The organism is Paenibacillus sp. FSL R7-0273 (assembly GCF_000758625.1).
Classification (GTDB): domain Bacteria; phylum Bacillota; class Bacilli; order Paenibacillales; family Paenibacillaceae; genus Paenibacillus_AQ.
Genome location: NZ_CP009283.1, coordinates 2,233,264 through 2,251,185, shown reverse-complemented (window position 1 = coordinate 2,251,185; position 17,922 = coordinate 2,233,264). Strand labels below are relative to the sequence as shown.

Genomic DNA, 17,922 nt, shown 5'->3' with positions numbered 1-17,922 from the left:
TCCTCAGCAGGAGACGGTTTGCTTTTTTTCGATGTAGAGCATACACAGCATTCCTATGAAGGAGGTGAAAATTATTCCTCTAGTCGTTCGGTCTACTATTAATGCAACCGGAGCAATTACATTTACTGGTAACACACTCGGCTTAAGCCGTTCCGATACTATAGGCGTGCCCGGCACACAGGACAGTATAGGCGCCTTCAGCACAGTCAATACAGCCTCTACCTTCGGGACCTATCCTGCCGGAACAACCAGTCTTTATCAGAATAACAGCTCTGCGGCCATTCTGACGATCCCCGCCGGAAGTACGGTGCTGTATGCCGAGCTGATCTGGGGCGGCTCTTATATTAACGGGGCCGTTAATCTTAGCGCGTTCATCAACAATCCCGTGTCAATTACGACACCGGCCGGTAATACAGTCAGTGTATCTCCAGACCCCGCTACTAATAACACGGTGGATCTGGGAGGCGGGGCTGCAGCGTATGTGCGTTCCAACAATGTAACGAGCATCATTCAGGCAGGCGGAGCGGGCACTTATATCGTCGGCGGGGTAGTCGGCACCATCGTAATCTCCGGTGATTCGACAGCCAACCACGCAGGCTGGACGCTCGGTGTCATCTATCAGAATCCGGCTCTCCCGTTCCGCAATATGTCCCTCCGTGCCGGGGCTGTGCTGGTCCAGTCCACCTCAGCCCCTGTCGTTACTACGATTACCGGCTTTGCCACCCCTGTTTCCGGGGCACTTGGCGGCCGCATCCTGTTCAGCGCGCAGGAAGGCGATGCCAACCGTTCCGGTGACCAGGCGCTGTTCGGCCCGACCTCTGCCACCCAGGTGGCGCTATCGGGACCCAACAACTTTGCCAACAATTTTTTTGCCTCACAGATCAATAATGATGCCGGAGCACTGAATACCACCGGTACCTTCGGCAACCGCAACCAGACCAACGGCAGTCCGGGCAGCAATATAGTCGGCGGACGCCAAGGCTGGGATATTACCAATGTCAGTGTATCGGCAAGACTGGTCAACAACCAGACCTCTGCCCTGCTCACACTAACTACTTCCGGCGATGCTTATGTCGTAAATGCTAATGCGCTGCAGATCGATATTAACGCGCCGACCATCAGCCTTACCAAGGGTGCCAATGTAACAGGGACACTAGTCGGGGACACGGTAAACTACACTGTAACCGTCAGCAATACCGGTACAGCAAGCGCCGCCAGCGTGGTGCTGTCGGATACTCTGCCGGCCGGGCTGACCTTTGTGGCCGGGAGTGTCGTTGTCGCTGGAGTATCCAGACCTACTTTCGATATTACTGCGGGTATTCCCTTGGGTTCGCTTGCTCTCGGCACCTCTGTGACCGTTACATACCAGGCAAGGGTCACATCACTGCCTAACCCGCAGTTCGTACCCAATACAGCCACTGCCGCATTTACATTTCAAAGTGTTGCCGGCGGTCCCATTGTCTCAGGGGTTATCCCGTCCAATACGAGTACAATTCCGGTATATTCACCGGTGCTCGGGCTTGTCAAAAGCGCCAATACCACCAACGCTACCGTCGGAGACCAGATTATCTATACGATTCAGGTGTCCAACACCGGCAACATCGGCGCCACCACCACACTAACCGACAACATTCCGGCAGGCAGTACTTATGTACCCGGCAGCTTTACCGTCAACGGTACACCAATAGCGGGCAACCCTGCCACCGGCATTCCGATCGGCACCATTGCCGCCGGGGGTAGCTCCACCGTGCAGTTCCGTGTTGTGGTCAACAGCCTGCCTTCTCCGCCCCAGCTTGTTGACCAGGCCACCGCCGCCTACACCTTCCTGGTGCCGGACGGCCGCACGGTTTCCGGCTCCGCTGCCTCAAACATCCTGACTATACCTGTCACACTGCCGAACGTAGCGGTTGCCAAAAGCGCCAGCCTGCCCGATGTTGCCGTAGGTGATACCCTGCTGTACACCTCCGTTATCAGCAACAACGGCATCGCTGCCGTTACAAATGTCGTCCTGTCCGATCCGATCCCTGCCGGCAGCACCTTTGTGCCGGGCAGTGTCGTTGTGGCCGGTACCTCACGGCCTACAGCTGATCCTGCCTCAGGGATTACGGTCGGAACCATTGCCCCCGGTGCGAGTGTCACGGTCACCTTCCAGGTGAGCATCACCTCTGTACCGGCAGGCGGCCAGCTCTCCAACCGCTCATCAGCGTCCTACAGCTCAGGAGCGTTCACTGCCATTACACAGTCCAATATTGTTCCTACACCTGTGTTCCAGCCGGTAATCGGGATCTCCAAAAGCGCCAGCCCGACCAGCGCCACCGTAGGCGGCAATGTCCTGTACACCCTGCAGGTGCAGAATTCTGGGAATATTGCGGCAACCGTTACCCTGACAGATAACATACCGGCCGGTTCAAGCTTTGTTTCAGGCAGTGTCATTGTAAACAATGTCGTCCGTCCCTCTGATTCTCCGCTAACCGGAATTCCGCTGGGGTCTGTAGCTCCCGGTGCTGCCTTCACGGTGACCTTCCTAACCTCAGTGACGTCACTGCCCTCACCGGCTGTATTAACAGATCAGGGCAGCGGCAGCTATACGTATCAGCTGCCCAGCGGCCGTTCGCTGGCCGGCTCCAGCGTATCCAATACAGTTAGCATTCCGGTATCAGCACCGAATATCACAATTCTGAAAAACGCCAGCCTCAATGCCATTGCCGTCGGGGAATATATCACCTACACCGTCTCTGTCTCCAATCCCAGCGGCGTCGCTGTCAGCAATGTCGTCCTATCCGATCCGATCCCGGCCGGAGGCGCATTTGTAGCCGGCAGTGTTACGATCAACGGTGCTTCCTCGCCGTCTGCAAATCCCGGGGCCGGCATTAATCTCGGTACTATCGCTTCAGGTGCGACCGTAGTTATCACTTTTCAGGTTAATGCCATCTCCGTGCCGCCTTCCGGGCAGCTGAGCAACCGGGCCAGCGCCTCCTTTACTGCCGGCACATTCAGCGGAACTGCGCTGTCAGGCACGGTTAACACGCCGGTCTTCATACCGGTAATCAGCCTGGCGAAAAGCGCCAATGCCGCCCAGGCTTCAGTAGGCAGCTCCTTGTCCTTTTCAATTCTTGCCCGGAACACCGGCAACATCGCCGCCACACTGAACCTGACCGACAGCCTGCCGCCTCAGGTCACCTTTGAGCCGAATAGCGTTATTGTCGGCGGAACCCCGCTGCCCGGCTATGATCTGGTGAGCGGGGTTCCGGTTGGGCCGCTTGCCCCCGGTGACAGTGTCACAGTAAGCTTTCTTGTCACCGTCACAGCCCTGCCGCCCAACCAGCAGCTGCTGAATTCCGCCGCTGCCTCGTACACCTTTACTCTGCCGGATGGACGGCAGCTTGGAGGCAATACCGTCTCCAATACGCTCGCTGTTCCTGTCTCTGCACCAAATATCAATGTCGTAAAAAGTGTAAATGCCATTGACGCCGTCACAGGCGACATCCTGACCTTTACCTCCGTGCTGACAAACACTGGTATTGCTGCTGTCAACAACATCATTCTCAGCGATCCGCTGCCTGAGAATGCGGCCTTCATTCCCGGAACCGTAATTGTGGGCGGCGTGTCCCAGCCGCTATCAGTTCCGTCCACCGGCATTCCAATCGGCAGTCTGGCCCCCGGGGCCTCAATTGCCGTAACATTCGAGGTGAGGATTACAATGCCGATTCCTTCACAGATTAACAACCAGTCAACCGTCAGCTTTACCTCCGGGGTTTTTTCGGGCTCATCGAGCTCCAATGTGACGACCACCCCGGTCATTCAGCCGCAGATTTCGCTGGTCAAAAGCGCAAACGACCTTAGCGCAACAGTCGGCGATACGATTATTTATACCATTGTCGTCAGCAACACCGGTAATCTGGCTGCCAATGTAACCCTGACCGACAATATCCCGGCAGGCACAACCTTTGATCCGAACAGCGTCATTGTCGGCGGCTTCCCGCAGCCGGGCTCCGCTCCGGATACCGGAATCGCTGTCGGTACCGTCGCACCCGGAGCCAGTATCACAGTCAGCTTCACGGTGTTCATCGTTTCCCTGCCGAGTCCGCAGCAACTCGTCAATCAGGCCAGCTCGACCTTTACCTTCACTCCGCCGGACGGCCGCCTGCTGACCGGAACAGCAGTATCAAATACAGTAACCATTGCTGTATCTGCCCCGAACCTGGCTGTAGTCAAAAGCACGACCTTCACCGCTGCCGCACTTGGAGATACAATTCCTTATACAGTAACTATTACCAACAACGGGATCGACCCCGTCAATAATGTGCTGCTTAATGATCCGACACCGGACGGCACCACCTTTGTCACCGGCAGCGTGGCTGTCAACGGCGTACCGTTCCCGAATGCCAATCCGGCCACTGGGGTGGCCATAGGCACACTGGCAGCCGGGTTTGTGGCGGTTGTCACCTATAATGTCCTGGTAACCTCCGTGCCGGCCGATGCCTCCATTGACAACCAGGCGACAGTAACCTACACCTCAGGGGTGTTCTCAGGCTCCACCTGGTCCAATCCGGTGGCCGTTCCTGTCTTTCAGCCAAATATTGCATTGGTCAAAGGTGCCAGCACCGTTAATGCCACTGTTGGCGATACGGTAACCTACTCTCTGACAGCAACCAATACCGGGAACTACCCGGCCACACTGACTGTGACCGATAATATCCCTGCAGGCACAACCTTTGTGCCTAACAGTGTATTGGTTAACAGCCTGCCGCTGCCGCAGGCGGATCCGTCAGCAGGCATTGCTGCCGGAACCATCCCGGCGGGCGGAACCGTGGTGGTACAGTTCTCGGTCGTTATTACCTCCCTTCCGTCACCGCAGCTTCTTGTCAATCAGGGAACGGCGTCTTACACCTTCACCCTGCCGGACGGCCGGACACTGAGCGGCTCAGCCTTATCGAACACCTTCACCATTCCGGTGTCGAATCCGAACCTGGGCGTAGTCAAGAGCACCACTACTACCGCTACAACTGTCGGAGATTCCATTACTTATACCGTCGTTCTGACCAATAACGGCATTGCCACCGTCAATAATGTCGTCTTTACTGACGCACTTCCTGCAGGCACCGCATTTGTAGCCGGCAGTATCCTTGTGGATGGCGTTCCCCGTCCGGGTGCTTCCCCTGCAACCGGAGTTACCATCGGCAGCATTGCTCCCGGGGCTTCCGTTACTGTTGCCTTTACTGTAACAGTAACCTCGCTTCCGGCCACCGGACTGCTCAATAACCAGTCCTCGGTCAGCTTTACTTCCGGAGCCATTGCCAATGTCGCCTTCTCCAATATCGTCACAACGCCTGTCTTCCAGCCGATTGTCGCAGCCGTCAAATCCTCCAACGTTACCAATGCAACTGTCGGCGATACGATAACCTATACGGTTACTGTCAATAATTCAGGGAATTATCCGGCTACAGCTACCCTGACTGATACGATACCGGCAGGCACCGTGCTTGTAGCCAACAGCGTGCTGGTCGGCGGCCAGCCGGTTCCGGGCAGTGATCCGGCCACCGGTGTTCCGCTCGGCACGATTGCTGCCGGAGCCGCACTCACCGTTACGTTCTCTGTGCTGATTGATACCCTGCCGCCAAGCCAGCAGCTCAGCAACCAGGCAATCATCTCCTTGGCCTATACGCTGCCTGACGGCCGTACCTTTAACCAGACAGCGCCTTCCAACATCAATTTGATTTCGGTATCCTCTCCTAATGTGGCCGTAGTCAAAAGCACTACTGTTATTGATGCCGTCATCGGGGACACCGTACCTTACACAATCGTCGTTACGAATAACGGGATTGCGCCGATTAACAATATTGTGCTCAGTGACCCGATACCGGCAGGCGCCTCCTTTGTCACCGGCAGCGTAGTTGTAGACGGCACTCCGGTGCCTGGAGCCAATCCGGCCAATGGCATTGCAGCCGGCACCATAGCACCGGGAGCCTCTGCCACCATCACATTCAATATCCTGGTCAACGCCCTGCCTGCCAGCACTGTACTGAACAATCAGGCTTCAGTCAGCTTTACCTCCGGCGCGTTCTCCGGTGCATCCTATTCCAACAACCTGATTACACCGGTGTACCAGCCGTTCATCAATGTCGTTAAGAGCGCGGATACCGCCAATGCTACGGTCGGCGATACCGTCACTTACTTCCTGAGTGTGAACAACACAGGCAACCTGCCGGCTAATGTCACCGTAACAGACGCTATTCCGCCGGGTGCCGTATTCGTGCCGAACAGCGTATTGATCAATGGTGTGCCGCAGCCGGGAGCAGATCCTACGGCAGGTGTTGCCATAGGTACGGTTGCGCCGGGAGCGACGGTTACCGTAACGGTTACTCTCCAGGTTACTGTAGCTTCACTGCCTTCACCTCAGCAGCTGGTCAATCAGGCCTCAGCCAGCTTTACCTTCAGTCCGCCGGACGGACGCCTGCTCTCCGGCAGCTCACTGTCCAATGTGCTCGTTATACCGGTATCCTCGCCTGACGTTACAGCAGTCAAGAGCACGCCTTCCATCGATGCGGTTGTCGGCGATCTCATAACGTATACAATCGTGGTTACTAACAACGGTATTGTCGCTGTCAACAACGTTGTACTGGTTGACCCGATCCCTGCAGGCAGCCAGTTCGTAATAGGCAGTGTAGCCGTTGATGGTGTACAGCGGCCAAATGCCAATCCGGCAGCCGGTATCGTAATCGGTACGATTGCTGCAGGAGCTTCAGTGACCGTCACCTTCCAGGTACAGGTAATTGAGGTATGACCCCCGGCCCGAATCTGCAGCCTGTCGTGACGAATCAATCCATGGTGCTGTTCAGCTCAGCGGCGGGTATTGACGGAATCACTTTTTCCAACACCGTCAACACCCAGGTTGTAGGTCCTGTTCTCTCCCTGTCCAAAAGCGCAGACAAAACCAGTGTTTCCCTCGGGGAAACACTGGTTTATACCATCACAGCAACCAACAGCGGAAATCTCCCGGCACTGGTTACAATCCTTGACGCGCTTCCCCAGGGTGTCTCTTTTATTGCCAACAGCGTTCTGAGGGACGGTGTGCCCCTGCCCGGAGCATCGCCTGCAGCCGGAATTCCGCTTGATGCTGTTGCACCACAGAGTCAGGTCACAGTAGCGTTCCAGGTTATCGTCGTTTCGCTGCCGCCGTCACTTGAGCTGCGGAATGCCGCAACCGGACAATATTCATTCTCTACAACAGGCGGAAGAAGGGTTGCGGGGGAAGTCAGTTCCAATACAGTAACCGTATCCCTGCTGGCTTACCAGCTCTCCATCCTGCTTACTGCAAGCACCCCGACCTCCTTTGTCGGGGATGTTATAACTTATACGCTGCTGCTGAGGAACGAGGGAACCAGGCCGCTTGGCAGCATCTCTGCAATCATCCCTGTGCCGGAGGGCTCCGTCTTTATTCCCGGAAGTGTAGTTGCAGGCGGAGTCTACTCTCCTGAGGCAGATCCCGCGGACGGAATCCCGCTGGGGACACTGGACATAGGTGCCGCTGCAGAAATTTCCTTCCGGGTACGGGTCACTGCGGTTCCGCCTGAGGCTGCACTTGTTACCCGCGCAACACTCTCCTACATTGCTAATGAGGATGCCGAGCAGGTGGAGAGCAACACAGTAACCGTTACAATTGTGCAGGCAGGCATCAATGTCAGCTTGAAGGTAGACCGGCATAGCGCAACTCCGGGCGACAATCTCCGCTATGAATTTACGGTCCGGAACAGCGGCAATCTGGCAGTGGAAGCTGTGCTTACTGACGTGATCCCCCCTGGCACACTGTTTATCTGGGACAGCATCCAGGTGAACGGAGTGCCCCGTCCGGGTGTGAGGCCGGGAGATGGCATCCCGCTCGGCACGGTAAGACCGGAAGCTGCCGTTCATGTAGCATTCCTTGTAGCTGTACCTGCTGCTACCGACGTCCGGGAGCTGCCAGCCATCCGGAATCAGGGAAATACCGCGTATACCTACACTCTTCCGGACGGGCGGAGCGTCAGGCAGAATGCCCGGTCCAATCTGGTCATCACACTGCTCTATGCTCCAATCATTTCGATTCAAATGAGCGGAGAGCCGCCGGTTGTCGAGCATGGAGGCATTGCCGAATTCAGAGTCCATGTTACGAACAGCGGCAATTACCCTGCAGATGTAACCGTAATCCGAATCGTTCCGCAAGGCACCGTCATCGACCCGGATATTGTAACGGTCAGCGCAGTTACAGTGCCCGGCACACCTTACAGCGGCACAGTGCCGCTAGGGATTCTCGAGCCCGGACAGACGGTTCATCTGGCCTACATGGTCAAAATCAATATCGATTATATGGGCAATACCCTTCAGGGCAATTCAACGGCACTGTATGTGTATACCATTGAAGACCGCCGTTATTCAGGCGAAGCCAGATCCAACAGCTACCGTCTCATTATTGAAGAGATCAGCGAGTAAAGACAGTTCACATATCCCCCATCCCCATGAATATACTTTAGTTACAACCCTTTCAGCGGACTAAGGCTTGTGCATCGACTGATTTATATTTCATGGGAGGTGGTCATCCTGCCGCAATCACCGGAGCCGTATGCGTTTGTTGTCTCGAAAGAAGACTGGTCCCTTCACCGTAAAGGCCATCAGGATCAGGAACGTCACCAGCAGAAGGTCAGGGAAGCCATTAAGGATAATCTGCCTGACCTGGTTACCGAAGAGAACATTATCATGTCCGACGGCAAGCAGATTGTAAAAGTACCGATCCGCAGTCTGGATGAATACCGGATTATCTATAACTTCCGTAAGCAAAAGCATGTCGGCCAGGGGGACGGAGACAGCCAGGTGGGCGATGTGCTCGGCCGTGACTCCCAGTCTGCCCAGCCGGGCAAAGGGGAAAAGGCCGGTGATCAGCCGGGTCAGGACACCATTGAAGCGGAGGTTAATCTGGAGGATCTGGAGGACATTCTGTTCCAGGACCTGGAGCTGCCTCATCTGGCCCCCAAGGATAAGGAAGAGATTGAGGTCAAGTCGATTGTCTTCAACGATATCCGCAAAAAGGGCATGATGTCGAATATCGACAAGAAGCGTACCCTGCTGGAGAACCTGCGTCGTAACGCCAGCAGCGGCCGGCCGGGTATCCACAGCATCAGCCCGGATGACCTTCGCTACAAAACCTGGGATGATATTACGATCCCCCACTCCAACGCCGTTATTATTGCAATGATGGATACGTCGGGCTCCATGGGTACCTTTGAGAAATACTGCGCCCGCAGCTTCTTCTTCTGGATGACCCGCTTCCTCCGCCGCCAGTATGAGAAGGTCGATATCGTCTTTCTGGCCCATCATACGGAGGCCAAGGAAGTCAGCGAGCATGATTTCTTCACCCGGGGCGAGAGCGGCGGCACCATTTGTTCATCAGCCTACCAAAAGGCGATTGAGATCATCGACAGCCGTTACCCGCCGGCCAAATATAACATCTACCCGTTCCACTTCTCAGACGGGGATAACCTGACCTCTGATAATGAGCGTTGCGTCAAGCTGATCGGCGAGCTGCTGAAGCGCAGCAACATGTTCGGCTACGGTGAGGTGAACCAGTATAACCGCAGCAGCACGCTGATGTCCGCCTACCGGCATCTCAAGCAGGAGCAGTTCATGCACTATGTCATCAAGGACAAAAAGGAAGTATATCAGGCACTTAAGACCTTTTTCGGCAAAAGAAGCCCGGTTAAGTAAGCTCAGGCTCACTAGAAACCTCCTCCCTCTGCGGATGAGGTTTTTTTGTGTGCTAATGCCTGTTGACATCTATATCGGCAGACGATATAGTTATTATATCGGTAACCGATATAGCGATGGACGGTATAGAAGAAAGGAGTGATCCGGAGTTGCCGGACAATAAGGATTACGGGGCTTTAACAGAAGGTGTGTATTACATTCTTTTATCCTTGCTCACCCCTATGCACGGCTACGGTATTATGCAGAACGTGAAGCTGCTGAGCAATGAGCGGGTCGAGCTGGGAGCCGGCACCTTATACGGTGCGCTGAGCACACTGGTCGAGCGGGGCTGGATCGAGCTGCTGCAGGGGGAGCAGGATTCACGCAAGAAGGAGTACCGGATCACGGAGGCCGGCCGGACAGCTGTCCGGACTGAAATGGCAAGACTTGACGAGCTGCTGGCAAACGGCAAAAAGCTTATGGGAGGCGAACCGGAATGAGTCTCGTAAAACACAGGTTTTTCAGTGATTTTGAGAAGGAGGAGGAATGGCTGAATGAGATGGCTGCCCAAGGATACGCGCTTAGCGAATACTCCTGGTCAAGGTACACCTTTGAGGAAAGCGGCAAAGGGGAGTATATCTACCGTATTGAGCTGCTGAAAGAGAATCCGCAAGGACCCGAGGCTGCCGAATATCTGCAGTTTATGAAAGAAACAGGGGCAGAGCTTGTGCCGACGGGCAAATGGTTATGGGGCATGCTTAAGTACAGCAACCTGCGCTGGGTGATCTTCAGAAGAAAGGCAGCCGAGGGTGCGTTCAGCATCTATTCCGACATCGATTCCAAGCTCAGGCATTATAAAAGAATTAACACGCTGTGGATGTCCCTGGCGTTGATGGAGCTGATCATTGGCCTGCTTAACATCTCCCTGACGTTTGTGAATAACCCCTCTGCCCTCAACAGGATTAATCTGGTCATGGGCCTGCTCCTTGTCGTTCTGAGCCTGTTCTTTGTTTCCATTAGCAGGCCTATCCGCAAAAAGATTGCGAAGCTGCAAAATGACCAGCTGATCCGGGAGTGAGACCTTCACATTGACATCACTCACCTTTATACAAAAGCAGGCCGGAAGCAGACAGTCGCTGCGCCGGCCCTTTTCTTTTTACTGCACCTTCTCCCGGTCCTTGCCCTTGTCGGATTCACCGGCATTTTTGTTGGCGGCATCGCGGTCCTGCTGCATCTCCTCCACTGTCTTCACTTTAAGGCGTGCAGCTCCCTCATTATCTGTACGGGTAGGAATCAGGTTCCCGGAAGCCAGACGCTCCTTCGCTGCGGCAATCGCCGTTTTATATTGCGGCAGCCACTCTTCCCCGGCCACTAGCATCTCATCAACCATCTGCCAGATTTCCTTCGGATTGCAGACTGCCCCGACCAGCGGGTCCATCATGAACGCCTGACGCAGCAGCTGGTCGTCCCCGTGCACCGCTGCCTCAACCGCCAGTCGCTGTACCGAGATGCTGACGTTGCAGACAGCAGCCGGACCGAGCGGCAGCTCGCCGACTAGCGGCATCGAGATCCCGTTGTGATCCGCATATCCCGGGGCTTCGATAACAGCATCAGCGGGCAGGTTGGCGATTACGCCATTGTTCACAACATTGAAGTGGCCCCGGTACACCCGGCCGGTCTCAAGCCCTTCAATAATATAGGAGCCGTGCTCCTCCCCGCGGTTCTCCGGTGTATACTCCAGTGCCGGGTCCTTCATCCAGTTGGGAAAATCAGTCTCGAACCAGTTGCGTCCCTCTGTGCACACCCGCAGGTAGCCTCCGGTTTCGCCGTTAATCCAGCTGCCCAGATCAATCCAGTCCATGATTTCACCGCTGCGTTTGCGGTACCATGGAACATATTCGCTAAGGTGGCCGTTGGATTCCGTGCTGTAGTAGCCGAACTGGCGCAGCATATCAATCCGCACCTTCTCTGTCCGGCTGAACTCCGGATGACGCTCGAACGCCTCCAGCAGGCCTGCTGTCAGATCCTTGCCCTTATGCTTCGCTGAGATATACCAGGTCTGGTGGTTGATGCCCGCACAGATGATATCCACTTCAGATTTCTCCAGCCCGTAGACCTCCGCGATCTGGTGATGTCCGTGCTGCACGCCGTGGCAGAGGCCGATCGTCCGGACACCGCCGTATTTATTGCAGGCCCAGGTCAGCATGGCCATCGGGTTAGAATAATTGAGCAGCAGCACATCAGGTGAGGCCACCTCACGGATATCACGGCAGATTTCCAGCATTTCTGCAATCCCCCGCTGTCCGTACATAATGCCTCCGGCACATAGCGTATCGCCCACACATTGATCCACCCCGTACTTCAGCGGGATATCCACATCGGTGGCAAAAGCCTCCAGCCCGCCCATGCGGATTGTACAAAATACGTACTTGGCGTCCTTAAGCGCTTCTCTGCGGTCAGTGGTGGGCTTGATCTGAATCGACAGTCCGTTCTCTGTAATATCCCGCTGGCACAGCTCGGTAACCATCTGCAGATTGTGGTCGTTAATATCCATAAATGAGACTTCAATATTGCGGAATTCCGCTACAGTCAAAAGGTCGCGCAGCAGTCCTCGGGTAAACCCGATGCTGCCTGCCCCGATAAAGGTTACTTTAAAAGACATGGTTATCATCCTCCGTTATAGGTTGTTCTACCTGTCCATTGTAGCAAGACGGCATACGGAAGCGTAACCAATATCATGACCAGTTTACTGTCAGTCTGTCAACAATCCTCACCTTTCATCGGAGAACAGGCTGTTATCGCTCCAGGAATAGCGTTCGATGGAGTTCCGGTACTCCACCGGAGTGACTCCGGCATACTTTTTGAACAGCAGGTGAAAATACTGCCTGCTGCTGATTCCGACATAATCGGCAATCTCCGCTACCGGGATCTCACTCTGTCCAAGCAGCATCTTGGCCTTCTCCATCCGCAGCAGGTTCAGATAATCCGTCAGGGTTCTGCCTGTCTGCGCCTTGAAAATACGGTGCAGGTACCCGGGATGCACACTCACGGCCGCCGCAATCTCACTGGCCTGAATGCTGCGGTCATAATTCTGATGCAGGAATTCGACAGCCCGCCGAACATAGAGCTGTGAAGGCTGCTGGCTGGCAATAAGCCGCTCCCTGTGCAGCCTGGAGAGCCTGAGCAGCAGCTCGGCAAAGAGCAGCTGCACGAGGCTGCCGCCTTCTTTGCCATATTGGTCCAGCTCCAGCACCAGCGCCTTCAGTACATGAAAGACCTCCTCCGGATCAGACAGCATTAGGCTGCTGAAGGGCTTTTGCAGGAAATCTGCCAGCTCCCCCTCCTCCCGGGCCAGCCTGCTGAGTGACGGCGCGACGCCTCTGTGCTCCGCAAAGCCGAACTCCACATTCAGCATGCGGCAGGCGCTGCCCTGCTCCACGATCAGCCGGTGCGGGACATTGGCATCAAGGATAATCAGTTCACTGCGCTTAAGCCTGAACCGTTCCTCGCGGCCCGCATCGCTGCGCACCTCAACTGTACAGCTCCCGGAGATAACATACATAATTTCCGTCGAGTTGTGCTGATGGTACGGCATCGTATAATGCTCCCACTGCTTATAATAGTAGGCAAAAAAACGGGGACTGTATTCTTTTTCAAGCAGAGACTGCTGAAACAGGCTTCCGCTCAGCTCACTCATGCTGTTCACTCCCTTTCCTCCTGCAGAAGATACTTTGTAGGTATGCCGCTAAGCTTAGCTGTACCCTGTACAATACAATATCCCTTGGTCAGCAAACAAGCCTCTGTTGCCGTAATTGTTACGGTAACAGAGGCTTGTTTTTAACTGGCAGATCCATCTGCAGCCGGTGCTGCGCTCCCGGCCATACTATATTCAGCCTTCAAAAGAAACCAGCGACTGCTTCAGATTCTCCGCCAGCTCCTCCAGCTTCGCTGAGAGCGCAACCAGCTCCTCGCTTACAATAAATTGCTGTGACGACATTGAGGCTACCTCCTGGGTGGAGGCGCTGGTCTGCTGGACCACGGAGGTGACGCTGGCCATCGATTCTCCAAGCTGGCGCTGGAACAGGTCAAGCTCGGTAACGGAGGCTGACGACTGGCTGATCAGCGCCAGGAAGGCTTCCATTTCAGCCCGCACACTCGCGAATATAATGGAAGATTCCCGCACCGAAGTTATCTGCTCCCGGAACAGCGGACCAGCCTCGCTCACAACCTTTACTGTATTTTCAATATGATTGCTGATCTCCTCTGTAATTCGGGACACAGACTGAATCGACTCGTTGGACTGGTTCGCCAGGCCTCTGATCTCATCAGCAATGACAATAAATCCTTTACCGGCAGCTCCTGCACGGACTGCTTCAATTGAGGCGTTCAGCGCCAGAATGTTAGTCTGCTTGTTAACGGCAATCATCGGGCTCAGAATGCTGCGGATCAGATGGTTGCTCTCCTGCAGTAATGCGGAATTCTCCTGGATCAGCTTCATCATCTGCACCGTTGACTCACTCTGCGTCACCAGCGTCCGCATCAGCTCCGCCCCCTGGTCGCTTACCGCCAATACCCGCTCCGCCGTGCTGTCCATGATGGCATTAATGCCGGCTACCTCCTGCATCTTGGTTGCCATCAGCTCCACATTCCGGTTGCTGGCTTCCGCTTCAGCCGCCAGGCTGGCTGCGCCCTGCGCAATCTCCCCGGTCGCTTCAGCCACCTCCCGTGCATGGGCCGAGGTAGCGCCGGAGGCCTTAACCAGCTGCTCCGAGGTCGCCAGCACCTCTGCCGCCGACCTGCTGCTCTGGCTGGCCAGAAGGGAAATCTGCTCCATCATTTTGTTGAAGCTATGACCCAGACGCCCGATTTCATCCTGGCCCTTGAAGTTTGTACGAACCTGCAGATTGCCCTGCTCGCCCTCTTCCATCAGCCGGGCCAGCTTGCCAAGCGGGCGGCCGATTAAGCGTATCAATACATAACCGATCAATAGCGCAATCAAGGCTGCTGCCAGCACTACTGCAAAGGTAATGTAGAGCAGCTTGTCCGCAGATTTGGTGAAATCACTGACCGGGGCATACCCGAGCAAAGTCCAGCCTCCCGTAGCCAGCGGCTGGTAGACCACCAGCTGGGCTTCGCCTTGTTCATCCTTGGCTGTAAAAGACTGTTCTTGCCCGGCCTGCTCCGCTCCGGCGGCTTGTATGTATGAGGCCTGTCCAAGCAGCGCATTGTCCGCTCCATATACAATGCTGGCCTGCGGGTCCAGAATACGAATCTCTCCGGACTGGCCGATATGGAGGTTGGACAGCACATCCGTCAAGGCGCTTCCCTTAATCTCAATGAGCATATAGTATTCAGCAGCCGGGTTCTGGATATTGCGCAGCAGCCGGCCCATCGTCATGGATGACTCACTGTACATCTCAAAGAACCCTTTATCCAGTACCGGGAACCAGACCGGCTGGCCTTTACCATCGTCGATCTTTTTAATTCTTGCCTGAATCCCCTCACCGTCCCGGACTGCACTGACTCCGGCCGACTTATAGGATTCCGCATCCACCAGGCTTCTGGATACAAGCCGTATGGCGATCAGGCGGTCGTCCGACCCTTTTACCGAATCGAGCTTCCGGCGGATGCGGTCCTCGGCTGCTACCTTGGCTACCGTTCCGGCCGCCGGATCATTTACGAGCTCCATGTCAGCTTTAAGTGTTGAATCCACTGCAAACTGTCTTGATAGCGCTTCATATTCTGCAAACAGGAAATCCAGCTTGTCCGCTGCCTGAACGATCGACTGCGAGGAGGCTGCTGCTACTTCATCCGTAATTATGCCTTTGGCTGCATAGTAAGAGGTGATTCCAAGCACGGTGGACAGCAGGACAATGGTACCGAAGAGAATAACAAACAATTTGACGCCTACCGATTTCAATTGCACATTTCGCGGCCGTTTCATCAGGCTCTCGCTCCTCATGACAGAAATAAACAGGGTACCCCCTTACTAAACTGCATAAAGGTGTACCCTGTTTTCATGGAAATTTGAAGCTGTGTTGTTTTACCCTTTGCTGGCACCTGCGGTCAGACCGTCAACCAGCAGACGCTGCAGGAATCCGAACAGAATCATAATTGGAACGGAGATCATAACCGCACCTGCAGCGAACAGTGTAAAGTTCGAGTTCTGCTGGCTGTTGACCATATCCCACATCCCGACTGCAACCGTCCAGTTCTCCTTGGTCCGCAGAACCAGCTTGGCGAAGATGAAGTCCACCCACGGGCCGACAAACTGGGTCAGCGCCATATAGGTAATCATCGGACGGGACAGCGGAAGGATAATCCGGGTAAAAATCCCGAAGTTGCTCGCGCCGTCAATCCGTGCCGCTTCATCCAGTGAACGCGGTATGGTATCGAGGAAGCCTTTGGCAATCAAGGTTCCTCCCAGAGGCGCTCCCGCTGCATACACAATGATCAGTGCCAGATGCGTATCAAGCAGGTCGAATTGCTTCAGCAGCAGGTAGATGGCAATCATACTCATGAAGCCCGGGAACATCCCGAGAATCAGCAGGGTTGACATCGTAGTCTTGCGGCTTTTGAACCGGAATCTTGACAGGGCGTAGCTTGTTAGAAGTGTTAACAAAACGCCGATCAGCATGGAAAATACGGCAATCTTCAGCGTGTTGGTGTACCAGGTGCCGAACATGTACACGTCTGAAGTAAACAGCTCTTTGTAATGGGAAAGAGTGAACTGCTCCGGAATAAGTGTCTTACTGTACAGGGATTTCCCCGGACGGAAAGAGGCCAGAAGAATCCACAGAGCCGGATACAGCGCTCCAACCGCCAAAACAATCAGAATAATATAGCTTGCAGCCAGGCGTACGAAATTCGCGAATTTGCGTCCGATCATTGGATCATATCCTCCTCTTTAAATGACTTGGTCCGGCGGTAATTGTACAGGGAGAATCCGGCCACAATGATAAAGATGATAATCCCGATTGCGGAAGCCATATTATTTTTGTTCTGGTCAGATGTCAATTTGTACAGCCAGGTGACCAGCAAGTCGGTTGAGCCGGCGTATTGATAGTTACCGTTAACCGGTGCACCGCCTGTCAGCAGGTAAATGGCGTTAAAGTTATTGATGTTGCCGGCAAACTGCATGATCAGTGTAGGTGCGGTTGAGAACAGAATCATCGGAAGTGTAATGATCCGGAATTTCTGATAGTTTGTAGCACCGTCTACTTCAGCAGCTTCATACATATCACGCGGGATAGTAGTCAGTACACCCATTACCAGCAGCATGGATACCGGTATCCCTACCCACATATTAACGAGGATAACCGTTACCTTTGCCCAGAACGGATCGGTCAGCCATGGCAGTCCGCCTAGCCCGAAATAGCCCAGATACTGGTTGATCGGACCGAATTGCCCGTTGAACAGGTTGCGCATGAGCAGCAGCGAGATCATCTGCGGAACGGCATACGGAACAATCAGAATAATTCTCCAGAAGCCTTTAAAGCGGATTCCCTTCTGGTTCACCAGCAGCGCCACAAGCACGCCGCCGAAGTATGTAGTAACCGTCGAGAGCACCGCCCAGATGATCGTCCACGTTAATACGCCATAGAAGGTTTCGCTCCATGTTTTCAGGAACAGCAAATTGCGGAAGGTTTCAAAGCCGACCCAGTCGACCAGCTTGGCAGGCGGAATATGATCCGGTGCAGCAAAGTTGGTGAAGGCAAGCATGATCATAAAGATAATCGGCATGATCGTAAAGAATAAAATGCCTATGCTGGGAAGAATCAGAAACGTCTGGGCAAATTTATAATCCAGAATATATCTGACCGTCTGCTTGAATGTATTGGACTCAAGACCGGCATCACGTGCCGCTCCGATCTTATAAGCATCTCTAATGTTTATATACCAGGCACCCAGTATAATGACAAAAAACAGGAGAGTAATCAGACTCTCAATCATAATGAAGATAGAGTGGTCACCTGCGACCATTTTGGCAATGCCGTTTACTTTTTCAAGACGGTTTGGAGTATCGCCCAGCGTTGTAATGCCCCAAATGGCTCTTCCAAGGTTGTTGATAAAATAAATAAGGCCTAACGCCTCTACTGCTAAGAAGATAATACCCTTGATGAATTGGCGGTTATATATTTGTCCCAATCCCATAAATACGGTCGACAGTATTGCGGCTCTCGTACGGTGTCGCTGCATTTCCCTTCC

Annotated in this window: 10 protein-coding genes; 5 read left to right on the top strand and 5 right to left on the bottom strand. The window is 54.3% G+C overall.

What is annotated here, in order from left to right; all coding sequences use genetic code 11:
- Window positions 1–55 precede the first annotated feature (55 nt).
- From R70723_RS09490 to R70723_RS09470, 5 genes are all read left to right on the top strand, one after another.
- On the top strand, window positions 56–6,784 hold the full coding sequence (locus tag R70723_RS09490; protein ID WP_039871609.1) for a DUF7507 domain-containing protein: 6,729 nt from the start codon (window positions 56–58) through the stop codon (window positions 6,782–6,784).
- Window positions 6,781–8,466 carry a COG1361 family protein gene (locus R70723_RS09485; RefSeq protein WP_039871605.1) on the top strand — a complete coding sequence of 562 codons (1,686 nt, stop codon included), beginning with the start codon at window positions 6,781–6,783 and terminating at the stop codon, window positions 8,464–8,466. Before R70723_RS09490 ends, R70723_RS09485 begins: the two co-directional genes overlap by 4 nt.
- Before the next feature lie 78 nt (window positions 8,467–8,544).
- Window positions 8,545–9,735 carry a sporulation protein YhbH gene (gene yhbH / locus R70723_RS09480; RefSeq protein WP_372238237.1) on the top strand — a complete coding sequence of 397 codons (1,191 nt, stop codon included), beginning with the start codon at window positions 8,545–8,547 and terminating at the stop codon, window positions 9,733–9,735.
- Between the two features lie 149 nt (window positions 9,736–9,884).
- The gene (locus R70723_RS09475) at window positions 9,885–10,214 is read left to right on the top strand and encodes a PadR family transcriptional regulator (RefSeq protein ID WP_039871603.1); all 330 of its coding nucleotides are present in this window, start codon (window positions 9,885–9,887) and stop codon (window positions 10,212–10,214) included.
- On the top strand, window positions 10,211–10,792 hold the full coding sequence (locus R70723_RS09470) for a DUF2812 domain-containing protein (RefSeq protein ID WP_052421243.1): 582 nt from the start codon (window positions 10,211–10,213) through the stop codon (window positions 10,790–10,792). The genes R70723_RS09475 and R70723_RS09470 overlap by 4 nt, the downstream gene beginning before the upstream one ends.
- 78 nt (window positions 10,793–10,870) lie before the next feature.
- Here the strand turns inward: R70723_RS09470 and R70723_RS09465 are convergent, their stop codons facing one another.
- From R70723_RS09465 to R70723_RS09445, 5 genes are all read right to left on the bottom strand, one after another.
- Window positions 10,871–12,376: an alpha-glucosidase/alpha-galactosidase gene (locus R70723_RS09465; protein WP_039871601.1), complete on the bottom strand. Its 1,506-nt coding sequence runs from the start codon at window positions 12,374–12,376 to the stop codon at window positions 10,871–10,873.
- Window positions 12,377–12,484: 108 nt separating this feature from the next.
- Window positions 12,485–13,411, bottom strand: coding sequence for an AraC family transcriptional regulator (locus R70723_RS09460; protein ID WP_231574913.1), 927 nt, complete (start codon window positions 13,409–13,411; stop codon window positions 12,485–12,487).
- A gap of 192 nt (window positions 13,412–13,603) precedes the next feature.
- Complete coding sequence (locus R70723_RS09455; RefSeq protein WP_039871599.1) at window positions 13,604–15,658, bottom strand: methyl-accepting chemotaxis protein; 2,055 nt, start codon at window positions 15,656–15,658, stop codon at window positions 13,604–13,606.
- Between the two features lie 99 nt (window positions 15,659–15,757).
- Window positions 15,758–16,603: a sugar ABC transporter permease gene (locus R70723_RS09450; protein ID WP_179088036.1), complete on the bottom strand. Its 846-nt coding sequence runs from the start codon at window positions 16,601–16,603 to the stop codon at window positions 15,758–15,760.
- The gene (locus R70723_RS09445; protein ID WP_039871598.1) at window positions 16,600–17,913 is read right to left on the bottom strand and encodes a sugar ABC transporter permease; all 1,314 of its coding nucleotides are present in this window, start codon (window positions 17,911–17,913) and stop codon (window positions 16,600–16,602) included. Before R70723_RS09445 ends, R70723_RS09450 begins: the two co-directional genes overlap by 4 nt.
- Window positions 17,914–17,922 lie beyond the last annotated feature (9 nt).

Bases quoted from the DNA above. Each gene is read 5' to 3' on its own strand.
- R70723_RS09490 (WP_039871609.1), top strand. From the start codon at position 56: ATGAAGGAGGTGAAAATTATTCCTCTAGTCGTTCGGTCTACTATTAAT.
- R70723_RS09485 (WP_039871605.1), top strand. From the start codon at position 6,781: ATGACCCCCGGCCCGAATCTGCAGCCTGTCGTGACGAATCAATCCATG.
- R70723_RS09470 (WP_052421243.1), top strand. From the start codon at position 10,211: ATGAGTCTCGTAAAACACAGGTTTTTCAGTGATTTTGAGAAGGAGGAG.
- R70723_RS09465 (WP_039871601.1), bottom strand. From the start codon at position 12,376: ATGTCTTTTAAAGTAACCTTTATCGGGGCAGGCAGCATCGGGTTTACC.
- R70723_RS09460 (WP_231574913.1), bottom strand. From the start codon at position 13,411: ATGAGTGAGCTGAGCGGAAGCCTGTTTCAGCAGTCTCTGCTTGAAAAA.
- R70723_RS09455 (WP_039871599.1), bottom strand. From the start codon at position 15,658: ATGAAACGGCCGCGAAATGTGCAATTGAAATCGGTAGGCGTCAAATTG.
- R70723_RS09450 (WP_179088036.1), bottom strand. From the start codon at position 16,603: ATGATCGGACGCAAATTCGCGAATTTCGTACGCCTGGCTGCAAGCTAT.
- R70723_RS09445 (WP_039871598.1), bottom strand. From the start codon at position 17,913: ATGCAGCGACACCGTACGAGAGCCGCAATACTGTCGACCGTATTTATG.